Origin of the sequence: Flavobacterium praedii (assembly GCF_026810365.1) — a bacterium.
GTDB lineage: Bacteria > Bacteroidota > Bacteroidia > Flavobacteriales > Flavobacteriaceae > Flavobacterium > Flavobacterium praedii.
This window is the reverse complement of the sequence record NZ_CP113948.1, coordinates 471,206-487,293: the sequence shown is the minus strand read 5'-3', so window position 1 is coordinate 487,293 and position 16,088 is coordinate 471,206. Positions and strand designations below refer to the sequence as shown.

Genomic DNA, 16,088 nt, shown 5'->3' with positions numbered 1-16,088 from the left:
AAACTAGCTTGGCAGATTTGATTTGAAACTATTAAAATCTAAGCTATCCACATCCTTTTTGAAATCCTCAAACTGATCCGAACTCATATTTTTGACTGGTAATCTAAATTCACCTAAATTCAATCCCGTAACTTTCATATAGGCTTTCCCTACAGATATCCCTCCGTATTTACCCAATAAACGAATCATATTTATTGATTTTTGCTGTAAAATACGAGCGGTAAGCAAATCATTGATATTAAAGGCATCAATCAATTCATAATATAAAGGTGCCGCATAATTAAAAGTACTTCCAACCGCTCCCTTGGCTCCCAATACTAGAGCAGACAACATGTTTTCGTCACGTCCCCAAAGCATATCATATTTTCCGTCTTTATAGCTCATGCAACTCTGAAAATCCATGAAATCTTCATGAGTATATTTTATGCCAGCAAAATTGTCCAGTTTGCCATCTAAGGCTTGAATTAAATCAAACATTGGTAAGTTAACCCCTGTCAAAACTGGAATATGGTAGTAATAAAAAGGCATATTTGGCACACTTTCTCCAACCATAATACAAGCCTGAGCGAGCATATCTACATTGGCTGGTTTAAAATAAAAGGGAGAAGTAAGCGAAACAGCATATAAACCAATTTCATAAGCATGTTTGGCTAAATCGATACAATCAGAAAGACAAGTCCCTCCCAAAAATACCATTACTTTGAAATCGTCATCGTGATTCGTGCAATCTGCCCAAGCTTGCGCTATGGCTTTTTTTTCTTCAAGGGTTATAGAAACCCCTTCTCCTGTCGATCCATTTATAAAAGCTCCAGTAACTTTGTTGTGTTTTAAAAATGCATAATAGGGTGGAATTAAACTAACGTCTAATTTTCCGTTGCTGTCAAATGGAGTAAATGGTGCAGCTATTAGTCCTTGTAAATGTTGTATATTCATGTGTAGATACTTTTTGTTTTTTAAAGGAATATGGTATCGCCATTCTTAATTCTAATTTGAATTTTTAGAATCATGGCGATTTCATAATGTTTATTCGTTAAATTATGGGTGTTAATTGACCAAGCCGAAAATTTTTAAATTTTCGACTCAATCAGTTAACAGTAAAATTCTAATCTAAATTAGTACCCAGGATTCTGAGTCACTTTTGGATTGTAGTTAATTGTATTTTGAGATATTGGAAAAAGTACTTGTTTCCCTGTCATAGATGGAACATTCGCCGTTTTATTAAAACGAACTAAATCCCACCATGCTTTACCTTCAAAAGCAAGTTCTTTTAGACGCTCTTTTAAAATAACATCATCATTAGCTGCTTGAGAAGAATTAGTAAATACAGCAGTAGCATCTGCTCTTTGCATCACTTGATTCATCTCTGCAGTAGGATCCTGACCCAAACCGTTTTTGATTTCAGCTTTCATCAACAAAATATCTGCCCAACGATAAATAATGATATCACTGGTAAATCTTCTAAGGGTACCATCTACAGTACCATTAAATTTCATTAATCCAGTAACAACATCTGCTGTATTTGCAGTATTTCTAAGTGTCAAATAAGTTGCATCTTTTCTAACATCGGTTGCCGCAAAATTAAAGCGAGATGGATCAGGTTGTACTCTAGAAATACCCGCATTTCCAGAACCGGAACCTAGTGTCCCAAACATTGCAGTAGCAGCTGCAGTAGTAGCTCCAGGATAATCTGAAGGACCAACGTACATAAAAGAGTTCCAGTTATCCGATAAATTGGAAGTAACATCGGTCAATGAATAACGAACCGCAAAAAGTATTTCATTATTACCTTTGCCTGTATAACTGAATACATCTTTAAAATTAGGCAATAAAGCAGGACCAGCAGCAATTGCATTTATGGCATCCAACGCTATATTCAAATCTGCATCTCCGCCTCCTAATTGCTTGGCAGTCCATAAATTCACATCCGCTTTTAATGCATATGCAGCTGATTTTGATAATTGTACTTTGTTATTGTTCGCATCTGGAAAATTAGCCAATGCCAATTCAATATCCGATTTTATAAATGCAAAAGTTTCGGCCAAAGTGTTACGAGGAACGATATACTCATTTTGATTCGTATTCTCTGTTGGTGTAGTAACAATTGGAACACCACCCCAAGAACGCGCCATAATAAAATAAGCCAAAGCCCTCATTGTATACGCCTGAGCCATGTACCGTTTTTGCTCATTTAAAGTAGTTGAACTAAACGGAATAGTAGGAACATACTTTATAATCAAATTAGCCTGTTGTACAACAGTATACAAACCACCCCAATCTACATCTACATTTTGTGCAGTAAGATTGTTGTTGTAATAATTCGCTAAATTCAACGGTGATTGAACCCCAGCTTTAATTTCTGCACTTCGAGCACCTCCTAATAAATAATAATTTTGTTGGGTTTGTGTTCTAAAATTAATGTACATTCCATTGACAGCTGCTTTAGCATCATCCTCAGTTTTCCAAAAAGCATCTGAAGTAATTACACTTTCTGATACTAAGTTTAAATCATCTGCACAAGAATTAAATAGCGGTGAGATGCATGCAAATAGGATTGAATATAATATATATTTATTTTTCATAATAGATAATATTTGTTTTTTAAAGGAATATGGTATCGCCATTCTACTTACCAATTTTTGAATTTAATATCATGGCGATTTCATGATGTTTATTATTAAAATTTACAGACTTACATTTAATCCAAATATTATGTTTCTTGGTACTGGATATGTACCTGTAGCTCCAGCTGAATTTAAACCTTGGCTAGAACCTCCATCAATACCTTGAACTTCAGGACTTAAACCTGTATATTTAGTAAAATAATAAAGATTACTTCCTGTTACATAAAAACGTGCCGATGCTAATCGTACTTTATTAGCAAAAGAAGTTGGAATAGTATATCCTAAAGTGATTTCTCTTAAACATAAATAATCTCCACTTTCATAATAACGACTATTTCCTTGAAACATATTTGTGTTATAAGCTGCTCCACTAGCTTCCGATCTAAATAAATTGTTTTGATTGGTTTGATCAGCCCAACGGTAACGAGGTACATCAGTAATGTCTCCTTCTTTTTGCCAAGATTGTAAACTTTCGGCCAGTAAACCATAATTCCCTTGAAATTGACCAACAAAACGAGCTCTGGCTTCATTATATATTGTAGCTCCTAATGAATAATCTGTTCTAACCACTAATGAAAAACCTTTATAACTCACATCAAAATTAATACCTCCTACATATTTAGGAAACATATTCCCCATGTATTTTCTGTCTCTACTATCGATAATATTATTGCCATCGGTATCTTCAAAAACAGCATCTCCAGGAAATTTAATTCCATTAGGATTTCCACCAGCGGCGTTTGTTTTTGTTACATAAGTATCTTTTGTTGTCGCATTATATGCATCTGCAGCAGCTTGAGTAGGAAGAATGTATAATTGTTTATGAGCATAAAAATCTCCAATTTTTTGTCCTTCTTGTGACCCACCTACATATACATAAGATCCACTGGCAGCATCCCAAATTTGGGTTCCACCAATTCTGTTGTTTAAATTCCCATTATAAGGAAGGGTCTCAATAACATTCGTATTGTGTGATATAATGAATCCAGCATTAATTTTTAAATCATTTTGATTGTAAATCGTAGTAGCCAATTCCATTTCAAATCCTTTACTTCTTAAACCTCCTAGATTAGTCAAAACTGTTGAAAATCCACTATTAGAAGGCAAAGTCAAATTGGTTAATAGATCCGACGTTAATTTGTTATAAAAATCTCCAATTAATCTAATCTTGTCTTCGTGAATACCCAAATCAAAACCAATATTATTAGTTTGTGATTGTTCCCATTTTAGGCCAGGGTTTGCGATTTGTGAGTTAATAATTGCAGATTGACCATTATAATTATTGGCAATTCCGTTTGTAGATCCTGCATATAATCCTCCTGCTTGAAAATCACCCAAAGTACCTAAGTTTCCATTAACACCAAAACTTCCTCTCAATTTGAATGATGAAACCACTGTTGGCATTACTTTCCAAAATTCTTCTTCATGCGCATTCCATCCTACAGATATCCCAGGAAAAAAACCGTATTTATTGTTTGGTCCTAAACTAGAAGCACCATCATATCGAAAAGATCCTGTAAATAAATACCTGTTTTTATAATCGTAATTCAAACGTCCGAAAACACCATTCATAACCAATTTCGTATTATTCGCATAAACGGAAACTGGAATTGGAGATGAATCTAAAGTCTGAGCTAAATCGGAAGGACTTCCTTTACCCGAAGCATTAAATGCTTTTATTGTTCTTTCGTAATTTGAAGCTCCTAATTTTGCTTGAAAATTACCTACGGCATCAATCGATTTCGTATACGTAAAAACCCCTTCAAATTGTGTTTGAAACAAACGATTATTTACTTGAGAAGCTGTTCGAGTATTGTCAACTAGTCCTGTACTTCCGCTCAAAAATGCCTGTTGAAAAACATTTCCAGAAGCATTTTCACTATATAAAGACATTGAAGGTGTAAAAACTAAATCTTTTGAAAGTTTCAAATCTCCATCAAAAGACATTTGTAATTTTTCATTTTCATTAATCCCTTTTACTTTACCCATTTGATATAATGGATTTCCGTTTATATTATTTTGGCCTGGCGCCAAACTACCATCTTCCAATAAAATTTTTGTTGTAGGTGCATTTCCCAAATATCTATTAAAGACCACACTATTACTTACCACTTGATTGTTATTCGATTTAGCATATAAAACTTTACCACTTAAAGTAAAATTATCAGTCAAATTAAAAGACGCATTCAACTTTGCGGTAAATCTCTCATAACCGGTATAAATAGTAACTCCATCTCCTTTTAAATATCCTAAACTTAAATCAAAAAGACCTTTTTCTGTACCACCACTAAAATTTAAATTATGATTTTGCGTCAAAGCATTTTGAAACAAAACATCATTCCAATTGGTACTTTTGTACATAATTGTATTCGATGTATTCAAAGGATCAACCATTTCTTGCCAACCTTCGCCTTGCAAAGTAGCAATTGTTTGTGCGGATAAACTTGATTTTAATAATGTGGCAAACGGTGTATTATTATTCAAATTATTACCCGTACCATAAGGAGTTGCTCCTATTAATTGATTATCTCTAGCATTAGGACGTGTTCCACCCATAATATCGGCAGCATTTTTAACACCTAAACGAGACAAACGAATGAAGTCTTCTCCCCCCAAAAAATCATATTTTTTTGCAATTTGACTGAATTGAGACGAATAACTATAGGAAATTTTTGTTTTCCCAACTTTACCTGTAGAGGTTGTAATAATAACAACACCATTAGATCCACGTGCACCATAAATGGAAGTTGATGCAGCGTCTTTTAATACTTGTAACGAGGCAATATCGGCTGAGTTAATATCATCTATCTGAGAACGTATTACTCCGTCAACAATATACAAAGGAGTTGCTCCTCCTGGATTATCAATAGAGGTACCACCACGAATTATAATACTTGATGCTTTTCCTGGTTGTCCTGAAGCCGTGCGAACAACAACACCACTTACATTACCTTGTAGTGCTTGAGTAACATTAGAATAGGGTATATTTTCTAATACTTTTTTATCTAATTTAGAAACTGATGTACTTACTGTTCTTCTATTTTGAGATCCGTAACCCACAACAAGTACTTCATTCATTTGTTGCCCAACTTCTTTTAAAACTATTCTTAGATCTTCATCACTTACAATTTTAACTTCTTGATCTTGTAACCCAATATATGTAACCAATAATACGGTCACATAATCTGGAATTTCAATTTCAAAAGTCCCATCAAGTTCTGTTGATGCTGTTATAGTTGTTCCTTTGGCCAATATATTTGCTCCTGGTAAAGACTCCCCTTTTTCATTGAAAACTTTACCTTTAATTTTTCGGTTAACTGGCGCAATTGATGTTCTTTTTACAGAATTATCCATTTTTGGAATTAAAGAAATCGTTTTGCCTTGAATAATCCATTTTACAGGAGCACCCTTGAAAGCTTCTTGCAATACTTTTTCGATTGAAGCATTTTTAACATCAATTGAAATTGGTTTTACATTTTTTAAAATAGTAACATCGTAGAAAAAAACATAATTTGTTTGTTCTTTAATAACAGAGAGTACTTTTTTTGCTGTTACATTCTTTCCAGAGAAAGTTATTGTTTGTGAAGATACTGCTGCCGATACATTTAGCGTAAGGGCAATTATCAATATGGACGTTAATTTCATAACTTTCCAGAATTTAGGGGTTAGCCAAGAATTTCTCGACTTGCTTTTTGGTAATAATTTCATACTTTTGTAATGATTTTGGTTAAAAATAAATTTTCCTCGCTTGGTCTATTTATCTGTTTTTCCAGTCATAGTTCCTTTTTACTAAGGAACAAGCCAGCGATGCTTCCAACATCTGCTGGCTTTTTTATTGGATCACAAATAAATTTTTTATAAAAAAAGGTTTCCCTGATTTGTTTTTTTTATGGCATCACTTTCAAAATTTTGCCTTCTATTTTAAAGTGAACATTATTTCCTTCTAAAATTTTCAATACTTGTGATAATTCTAGGTCTCTATTTATTTCACCTTCAAAGTTTCTAGAAACAACTCCTTTATCCATAACTACATCTACATCATACCAACGACTTATTTGGCGTAATACCGTTTCGAGACTTGCATTATCAAAATGGAACATACCATTTTTCCAAGCCAATACTTCATCAAAATTATCAAGGGCTTTTACCTTAACGCCACCTGATTTTTTTATATTGGCTTGCTGACCTGGTTTCAAAAGTACTTTTTGATCTTTTTTGCCCACTAATATACTACCTTCAATAAGCGAAGTTTTGATTTCACCTTCATCATCGTAACCATTAACATTAAAATGAGTCCCCAAAACCTGTACTTCTACATCGTTAACTGTTACTTTAAAAGGTCTATGTTTATCTTTGGCAACTTCAAAATAAACTTCTCCTACTATTGATACTTTTCTTTCATTGGCGGCAAATGCAGTTGGAAATGAAATAGAAGAAGAAGCATTAAGCCAAACTTTTGTGCCATCTGATAATTCTAATTTAAATTGTCTTCCTCTTGGAGTCATCATTTTATTTATTACACCACGAGCATTACTTCCTTCTGTATAAATTATTTCACCATCTTTCTTGGCAACGGCAGTATTGCTTTGATTGGCTAGAACTCCATTGGCAACACTATCTAAAACAATTTGAGAACCATCTCCCAAAGTTAGTATTGCACCTGATCTACCAGGCATAATAACATTCTTATCAATATTTGCTATTGCTGTTGAAACTTTATTTCGATTGAATGCAACATAACCAAGTCCCATAACCAAAACAATACTTGCAGCGACCACTAATTTTTTCCAATTAAATAATGTAGAATCAGCTTCTTCTGCAACCTGGTCGTTTATTGTATTTATTTTCTTTGTGAGAGATTGGATAAATTGTTGTGTTGATTCTGGATTTGCTTTAACAGGTCCAATACGTTCATAATTTTCACGAAGTATAAAATCTAAATCATCTTCATATTGAGGATCATCAATCATTTTTAATAATTGAGCTTTGCCTTCAAGAGATATTTCACCTGAAACAAATTGATACATAAGTTCTTTAAACACTTCTTTTTGATACATAACGAAAAGATTTAAGCCTTGTAAGGTTGTCCTTCAAATATAAAGACGAGAATACTTCACCAAAGCGGCAATGAAAATGAATAAAATTTTAAAAAAAAGTAAAAAAAATATTTAGAGTATAAAAAATATCATAAAATAACAGCAATAAACAAATATCGCCCTATACAAAATAAGAACAACATTTTAATGCCATAATGCTTGTGAAGATAGATTCTTAGGAAGTTCAAGGCTTCTAGCAAATGCCAACGAATGGTTCTTTTGGCAAGTCCCAGTTCTTCACTAATAAAATCAGCATCTTTTCCCTCTAAACGGCTTAATAAAAAAATAGTACGTCTAGGTTCTGCCAAAAGATTGGCACCTTCATTAATGATACTAGTCAATTCTTTAAACTCATATTGTTCATCTGGTTTCAAAAACATTTCTTGGATTTTTTCTCCCTTAAAAGATTCTGTTTCTACCAATTTTCGACGAATATGAGTTATAATTAAATTTCTACTTACAATAAAAAGATAATTATCAAAACTGTTAACTTCGGACAACTTTTCTTTTTTCTCCCAAATTTGTATAAATACATCTTGGGTTAACTCTTCGGCTACAGGATACGATTTTACAAAACTTAAGGCATGTTGCAGCACTTTTTGCCAATATTTTTCAACAAGACGAGAGTACACAAATTCATTGCCAGAAGCTACTTTTAATAAAATAAGGGATTCATCTGAAGTCATTAATGGAGAATTCATAAAGTTTTGGAGTAACTCAATTTCTTAAATTAATTGCAACAAACATAACAAAAAAAACCTCCTACAACTCTATTATTCAAAAAAAAATATTTTAATATTTTAATAAATTAACAACAAATAGTGAAATATTTAATTTATTTGAGAGAAAAAAGAAGCATATTCAATATTATAATCAATAAAATCAACAGATCAATAACCTTGAAAAAAAACCACAAACCCTGATTTTTTGATTCCATTTATTCAAAAAATAACACATAAAATCCTAATAGTTGCAAAACAGAATCAAGTCAATTATATTTGAATCGATAATCAAAAACAAAGCAGTCATTCGGCTCCTTTTACAAAAATTTAATTCGGAACTTTTAAAATTTTTTTTGTCTTGAGCAACAATGCACATTCTAATCTATTACTGACACATACCAAAAAGACCAAATACTAATGATTAACACTATACCACCATTAAAAAAAAATTCTAAATCCATTCTCAATGCCGCCGTAATTGTGGCAGCACTAGGCTATTTTGTTGACATTTACGATCTATTACTTTTTGGAATTGTTCGTACAGACAGTTTAAAAGATTTAGGAATTACAGGTGATGCCATCCGAAATCAAGGTGAATACCTCATTAGTATGCAAATGTTTGGAATGTTATTTGGCGGTATTCTTTGGGGAATTTTAGGTGATAAAAAAGGAAGAATATCCGTTTTATTTGGCTCTATTTTAATTTATTCGATAGCTAATATTGCCAACGGAATGGTAACAACCGTTGACGCTTATGCATTTTGGAGGTTGATTGCAGGAATAGGACTTGCCGGAGAACTTGGAGCAGGAATTACTTTGGTAGCCGAATCATTACCTAAAGAAAAACGAGGTTATGGAACAATGATTGTAGCTTCAGTAGGCGTTTCTGGTGCAGTGGCCGCTTATTTGGTATATCAAATTTTTCAGGATTGGCGTTTGTGTTATTATGCTGGAGGTGTCCTAGGTATTTTGTTGCTATTTTTAAGAATCAGCATTACCGAATCTGGAATGTTCAAGCAGATACAACAAACCAAAGAAACGAAAGGTGACTTCTTGTCTTTATTTACCCATAAAAAACGTTTTTTAAAATACCTTCAATGCATTATTATTGGCATTCCAATTTGGTTTCTAGTAGGTGTTCTGATTACTTTTTCACCAGAATTTGCAAAAGCTCTAGGCGTACAACAAGCCGAAACCATCATGGCAGGAAAAGCAATCGCTTTTTGTTACACCGGTTTGGTTTTTGGAGATATTGCCAGCGGGTTATTAAGCCAATGGCTAAAAAGTCGAAAAAAAATAATGGCTTTATTTTTGATTTTCAATCTCTTAATGGTTTTTGTTTATTTGAATGCTTATGGAATTTCGGCAACTGCTTTCTACATTCTATGCTTTACTATGGGATTTTCAGTAGGATATTGGGTTTTGTTCGTTACCATTGCAGCGGAGCAATTTGGAACCAACATCAGAGCAACTGTAACTACCACAGTTCCTAATTTTGTTCGGGGATCACTTCCATTAATAATTTTAATTTATAGCTTTTTTAGAGATAATCTTTTAGACGGTGACATCCTTAAATCAGGAATGATTGTTGGCTCATTACTATCAATAATTTCTTTATTAGCGCTTTGGAAAATGAAAGAAACATTTTATACTGATTTGGATTTTACCGAAAGCAATGACGAAACTTTTATTTAATAATTAGAGCAATTTTCATTATTAAATTATTGATTTACAAACATAACTACACATTCAATTTTGCTTTTTTTTAAACTATTAAGAAATTAAAATTCATTTAGACTAATGCTTAATGATCTTAATTTCTTAATGGTTTTTTTTTTTTAGAATTACCAATTTTTATTTCAATTAAATTTGAATTATATTTGAGCGAAATTTATACCATGAAGATATTTTTCACCATTCTTTTTTACGTCCTATTCCAAGTAGGATATGCACAATCGGCAGATCAGTATTTTGAAAAAATTAGAAATAACGAAGCCGAACTTACCGCTTTTTTTGCTCAAATGCCCAAAGGAGGCGACTTACACCACCATTATTCTGGGTCTATTTATGCTGAACCTTTAATAGCCCACGCTATCACCGAAGATTTTTTTCTCAACACTCAAACCATGGCTGTTTCTCAAGAAAAACAGACTGGATCTGACTGGGTTTTATTTTCGACTTTGCAAAAAAATGGAGAATTAGATATATACAAACAAAAAATAATACAAAAATGGTCTGTCAAAGATTATAATAATGTGGATTACCCATCGGATAAATTATTTTTTGAATCTTTTATGAAGTTTGAAACCGCTACAAAAAACAATTTTGGAGCAGGTTTATTGGAGCTAAAAAACAGAGCCATCAAAGAAAATGTAAGCTATATCGAAACGCAATTATCAACTATCCCTTGCTCCATAAACACATCCGAATTAACTAAATACAACCTTCATTTAAGGAAAATGATGGTAGCTAAAAATGAAAAAGCCATTATGCAATCTTTGGATTCCTTATATACTATTTTCATTCAAAAAAATGCCAAGAAATACGCCACTGATTTTAATGTAAACTTCGTAGCCAAACTTCACAAAGACCTAAAAATAGACGACAATCAATTCACCATGCGCTACCAAAATTTTGTATTGCGTTTCATGGAACCCGTAGATTTATTCAAAAATCTAGTAGTTGCTTTTATGTCTGCCGATAGTAGCCCGCTGATGGCAGGAGTGAATATAGTTTCTCCTGAAGATGGCGAAACTTCTATGAAAGATTATGGTTTACACATGCTAATGTTCAAATATTGCCACAGTCGCTTTCCAAAAGTAAAATATGCAATGCATGCTGGTGAACTTACCTTAGGAATGGTTCGTCCCGAAGAATTAACTTGGCATATCAATGCAGCAGTATATACGGCTGGAGCCAATAGAATAGGACATGGAGCTGATATGGCATACGAAGAAAAAAGTTATGATTTAATGCGCTATATGGCCAAAAATAGTATTCCAATCGAAATCAACCTGACCAGTAATGAGTTCATCTTAAAAGTAAAAGAAAACCGTCATCCAATTTTATTATACAAAGAATTTGGCGTACCCATAGTTATTAGTACCGATGACGCAGGAATATTACGAACCAACATGACCGAACAATATGTATTATTAGCCAAAAGATACAAAACCATCACCTATACTGATATCAAACAATTTGTATATAACAGTATCAACTTTAGTTTTATTCAAGATCCTACTGTAAAAAAACAAGTAGTACAGGACTTGCAAAATCGATTTGAGACTTTTGAAAATAATTTTAAAAATTAATTTTTTGTAATCCAATTACAACGTTCTTACATTCAAAAACAACTTAACATTACTTTTTATTTAGTGTTTTTTTAACCCTATTTTTATATTTTTAACTCAATTTAAGAAAACTATCACAAATATTGTCCGTATTTTTGCGATTGTATTATTTATTTAATAAAAATTAAAAATCTTAAAAAAAATTATATGAAGAACTTTGTCCTAATTTCACTATTTTCAATACTATCAATAACCGCTTTTGCACAAAACAAAAAATTATCTTCTGTAAAAGTAGACGATAATCTAACTCGATATTATATCAACTACGAAAATGGCCTTCCTACGCTAACTGCCAATAAATATGGGGCTTTAAAATTTTATTTAGAAAAATATGTGAAATTTTCTGATGATAAAAAAAACACAAGCTACAATCTAATTTTTGACCTAAATGAAAAAATCATAAACTCTTTAAACAAAGATATTTATGTTACTATTGTATTTCTCGATTATTCAATAATTAATGCAAGACCTTCTTTAGAAAACGAAGGTACTTTTAAAGGCAATATTACCATCCCAATTAAAAATATTGATCGGTTAACAAAAACTGCCATAAAAGCAATTATCTTTAAAATAAAAGACGAAACCGATGAAAATGATATCGTTTTCAAATTCAATAAAGAGGATGCAGGAAATTATAAATTTCAAAAAGAAGCACTATTAATTAAAGAAGGAAAATAAAGTAATCTTGAAATAAAGTCATAAAAAAAACCTCAAAAATGAGGTTTTTTTTATGTTTAGTTTTTATTAATCTTCTTCTGCATGATGTGATTTTGAATATCCTCTCCATTTCTCTATACAATCCTGAAAATCCTGAGGCAATTCCGTATCAAAACGCATCATTTCTCCTGTAGTAGGATGTACAAAACCCAACGTTTTAGCATGCAAAGCTTGACGCGGTAAAGCTTTGAAACAATTCTCTATAAACTGTTTGTATTTAGTAAACGTAGTTCCTTTCAAAATCAAGTGACCGCCATAACGTTCATCATTAAAAAGTGGATGGCCAATGTGCTTTAAATGCGCCCTAATTTGGTGTGTTCTTCCCGTTTCCAATTTACATGAAATCAAGGTTACATACCCAAAACGTTCTAATACTTTATAATGAGTGATGGCAGGTTTCCCTATTTCGGGATCTGCAAAAACAGCCATTTGCATACGGTCTTTTAAGTGTCTCGCCAAGTTTCCTTCAATCGTTCCTTCTTCTGCAGCAACATTTCCCCAAACTAACGCAATATACTCTCTTTCAGATGTTTTAGCCTCAAATTGTTTGGCCAGATGCGTCATCGCTGCTTCAGTTTTGGCAATAACCAACAATCCCGAAGTATCCTTGTCAATTCTGTGAACTAATCCTGGACGTTCGCTACTGTTCATTGGTAAATTCTCAAAATGAAATGCAAGCGCATTCACCAAAGTTCCAGTATAATTTCCGTGCCCTGGATGCACTACCATTCCCGGCTCTTTATTGATTAACAACAAAGTATCATCCTCATAAACAACATTAAGCGGAATATCCTCTGGATCCACCCTATTTTCAAATGGCGGGTGAGACAACATCACCTGAACCACATCAAAGGGTTTTACTTTATAATTGGACTTTACAGGCGCATCATTCACAAAAATATTGCCTTCTGTTGCTGCGTTCTGAATTTTATTCCGTGTGGCATTTTGAATTAAACCCATCAAGTATTTATCTATTCGTAAAATCGCTTGACCTTTGGGAACCTCAAACTTAAAATGTTCAAATAATTCTTCGTCTAATTCCTCTATTGGTTCACTATTGTTGTTCATTCGTTGGTGTTTCTGTTGTTGGAACAGCTGTGCTGTCCACTATTTCTTCTTGATAACTCTCTTTTCCATCGCCCAAAACCAAATCAATTTTTGATGCTTTCAAGACTCTGTCTCCTACTTTCAAATTTCTTCCTTTGTAACGCATTTCCAAGACCATGTCTTTTCCTAAATTCGGAACATACGTAATAGTTCCTTCTTCAAGTCCCAGTGCCTTAAGCGTTGGTACTGCTTCACGATATGTTTTTTCAATTAAATCTGGAATTCGAACAGACGAAAACCCAGAAGAATTGATTTTAATATATACTTTTCTTCCAACCTTAACCTTAGTCCCGGGCATCGGATCCTGCTCTACTACACTGTATTTTGGAAAATCCCCTCTAAAATCGACACTATCCAAAAGCTCATAATCCAAATCCAATTCATCTAGCTTATCTTCTACTTGCTCCTCAGTTAGTTTTCTCAAATCAGGAACCGTTATTTCATGCCCATGATCGGTTGTAAATGTTAGCCAATGCATAAACAAATAGGCCAAAACTGCAATAATAGCAAGTGCAATCGCCACTTGTCCAAAAAATACACGACTCGTAAGATATTTTTTTAAGCTCATAAATATTTTTATTTCCCGCAAAGATAAAGCTATTTCGTTTCAAAAAAAATGATAATTTTGTTTAATAGTATTTGTCCTTCCGAGCATTGTTTATGGAAGGAGCTATTCCTGCTGTACGCTTGTATCTTTTGCTAAAAAAAACATTTTTCCAAAGCCATAAAAGGAGCTTCCTTTGGTCGCTCTTTTCTGCCAGGAAAAATTAGTTTTTTTACACAAAAGGAAACCGCTTCCATCAGGGCTAGGGAATTCATTTTCAAAACAATATTTAGCATTTAAAAATTAAAATCACAGTATTACACTTTCAAAAAAATCGTGAAATTTGTAAAATTAGTGGCAAAAAAAACAAAAAAATATGAAAAACATTGCCATCATCATGGGCGGCTATTCCAGCGAATACAAGATCTCACTCATTAGCGGAAACGTAGTTTATCAATTCTTAGACAAAACCAAATACAATGCCTTTCGCATTCATATTTTCAAAGAAAAATGGGTTTATGTAGATGCCAACGATTCCGAATTCCCTATCGATAAAAATGATTTTTCGGTAAACATAAACGGAAGCAAACAAACTTTTGATTGTGTTTTTAATGCCATTCACGGAACACCAGGCGAAGATGGACTGATGCAAGCTTATTTTGAATTGTTAAACATTCCACAAACCGCTTGTGATTATTACCAAGCCGCATTAACCTTCAACAAACGCGATTTATTATCCGTATTAAAACCATACGGAATAAAAACAGCCACTTCCTATTATCTAAACAAAGGTGATAGCATCAATACTAACGAAATTGTTGAAAAATTAGGTCTCCCATGTTTTGTAAAACCCAACAAAGCAGGATCAAGCTTCGGAATTTCAAAAGTAAAAACCGCTGCCGAATTGCCAATAGCCATCGAAGTTGCCTACAAAGAAGACAATGAAATCATCATAGAAAGCTTTCTTGACGGCACCGAAGTTTCTGTTGGAGTAATCAATTACAAAGGAAAAATTACTGTTTTACCTATAACCGAAATTGTTTCCGAGAATGATTTCTTCGATTACGAAGCCAAATACGAAGGGAAATCTCAAGAAATTACACCTGCGAGAATCTCAGATGAAATGACTCAAAAAGTAGCAGAAATAGCCAAACGCGCCTACGAAGTACTCAAAATGAAAGGTTTCTCACGTAGCGAATTTATCATTGTAGACGGAGAACCACACATGCTAGAAATGAACACCATTCCTGGTCTTACCACCGAAAGTTTGATTCCGCAACAAGCCAAAGCCGCTGGAATTTCATTGGAAGATTTATTCACAAATGCAATTGAGTTAGCGCTTAATTAAGTTACTAAGTCACTGAGATGCTAAGTTTTTAGAAACTTAGCATCTTAGAAACTCAGAATCTTAGAAACTAAAAAAAAATGAAAAAAGCCATATTTCCAGGATCGTTTGACCCGATCACCTTAGGCCACGAAGACATCATCAACAGAGGCATTTCGCTTTTTGATGAAATTGTAATTGCCATTGGGGTCAATGCCGAAAAAAAATACATGTTTACGCTCGAAGAAAGAAAGCGTTTCATTGAGGAAACATTCAAAAATGAACCCAAAGTTACCGTTATCACTTACGAAGGTTTAACCATCGACTTATGTCACAAAGTAAAAGCCGACTTTATACTTAGAGGTCTACGAAACCCCGCCGATTTTGAATTCGAAAAAGCAATCGCCCACACCAACAGACGGTTATCCAAAATAGAAACCGTATTTTTATTGACTGCTGCACGAACTTCATACATCAGTTCTAGCATCGTGAGAGATGTTATCCGAAACTATGGCGAATACGAAATGCTGGTTCCCGAAGCTGTAAGGGTTAAATTGCATAAATAGTTTTCAGACTTTTCTGTTGTTGAATTAATACAAATAAA

At 33.3% G+C, this 16,088-nt stretch carries 12 protein-coding genes; 5 read left to right on the top strand and 7 right to left on the bottom strand.

Going from position 1 to position 16,088, the window contains the following annotated elements:
- Positions 1-3 precede the first annotated feature (3 nt).
- From OYT91_RS02185 to OYT91_RS02165, 5 genes are all read right to left on the bottom strand, one after another.
- Complete coding sequence (locus OYT91_RS02185) at positions 4-933, bottom strand: dihydrodipicolinate synthase family protein (protein ID WP_281239317.1); 930 nt, start codon at positions 931-933, stop codon at positions 4-6.
- 179 nt (positions 934-1,112) lie between these two features.
- Complete coding sequence (locus tag OYT91_RS02180) at positions 1,113-2,579, bottom strand: RagB/SusD family nutrient uptake outer membrane protein (RefSeq protein ID WP_281239316.1); 1,467 nt, start codon at positions 2,577-2,579, stop codon at positions 1,113-1,115.
- 102 nt (positions 2,580-2,681) lie between these two features.
- Complete coding sequence (locus tag OYT91_RS02175; RefSeq protein WP_281239315.1) at positions 2,682-6,266, bottom strand: SusC/RagA family TonB-linked outer membrane protein; 3,585 nt, start codon at positions 6,264-6,266, stop codon at positions 2,682-2,684.
- 242 nt (positions 6,267-6,508) lie between these two features.
- Entirely contained in the window at positions 6,509-7,678 is a 1,170-nt protein-coding gene (locus OYT91_RS02170; RefSeq protein ID WP_281239314.1) for a FecR family protein, read from the bottom strand.
- A 128-nt stretch (positions 7,679-7,806) separates the two neighbouring features.
- Positions 7,807-8,418, bottom strand: coding sequence for a sigma-70 family RNA polymerase sigma factor (locus OYT91_RS02165; RefSeq protein WP_281239313.1), 612 nt, complete (start codon positions 8,416-8,418; stop codon positions 7,807-7,809).
- 438 nt (positions 8,419-8,856) lie between these two features.
- On the opposite strand from OYT91_RS02165, the gene OYT91_RS02160 reads away from it, so the two are divergent.
- The 3 genes from OYT91_RS02160 (at position 8,857) to OYT91_RS02150 (ending at position 12,470) form a co-directional block, all read left to right on the top strand.
- A complete protein-coding gene (locus tag OYT91_RS02160; RefSeq protein WP_281239312.1) occupies positions 8,857-10,134 on the top strand; it encodes an MFS transporter in 1,278 nt (425 codons plus the stop codon).
- Positions 10,135-10,337: 203 nt separating this feature from the next.
- Entirely contained in the window at positions 10,338-11,753 is a 1,416-nt protein-coding gene (locus OYT91_RS02155) for an amidohydrolase family protein (protein ID WP_281239311.1), read from the top strand.
- Positions 11,754-11,939: 186 nt separating this feature from the next.
- The gene (locus OYT91_RS02150; RefSeq protein WP_281239310.1) at positions 11,940-12,470 is read left to right on the top strand and encodes a hypothetical protein; all 531 of its coding nucleotides are present in this window, start codon (positions 11,940-11,942) and stop codon (positions 12,468-12,470) included.
- A 66-nt stretch (positions 12,471-12,536) separates the two neighbouring features.
- On the opposite strand, the gene OYT91_RS02145 is transcribed toward OYT91_RS02150, so the two are convergent.
- Both OYT91_RS02145 and OYT91_RS02140 read right to left on the bottom strand, forming a co-directional pair.
- Entirely contained in the window at positions 12,537-13,577 is a 1,041-nt protein-coding gene (locus tag OYT91_RS02145; RefSeq protein ID WP_281239309.1) for an RluA family pseudouridine synthase, read from the bottom strand.
- Positions 13,564-14,184 (bottom strand): PASTA domain-containing protein, encoded by a 621-nt coding sequence (locus OYT91_RS02140; protein ID WP_281239308.1) that lies wholly within the window; start codon positions 14,182-14,184, stop codon positions 13,564-13,566. The genes OYT91_RS02145 and OYT91_RS02140 overlap by 14 nt, the downstream gene beginning before the upstream one ends.
- Before the next feature lie 352 nt (positions 14,185-14,536).
- Between OYT91_RS02140 and OYT91_RS02135 the strand changes: the two genes are divergently transcribed.
- Positions 14,537-15,508: a D-alanine--D-alanine ligase gene (locus tag OYT91_RS02135; protein WP_281239307.1), complete on the top strand. Its 972-nt coding sequence runs from the start codon at positions 14,537-14,539 to the stop codon at positions 15,506-15,508.
- A 77-nt stretch (positions 15,509-15,585) separates the two neighbouring features.
- Positions 15,586-16,050 carry a pantetheine-phosphate adenylyltransferase gene (gene coaD / locus OYT91_RS02130; protein WP_281239306.1) on the top strand — a complete coding sequence of 155 codons (465 nt, stop codon included), beginning with the start codon at positions 15,586-15,588 and terminating at the stop codon, positions 16,048-16,050.
- The last annotated feature ends 38 nt before the right edge of the window (positions 16,051-16,088 follow it).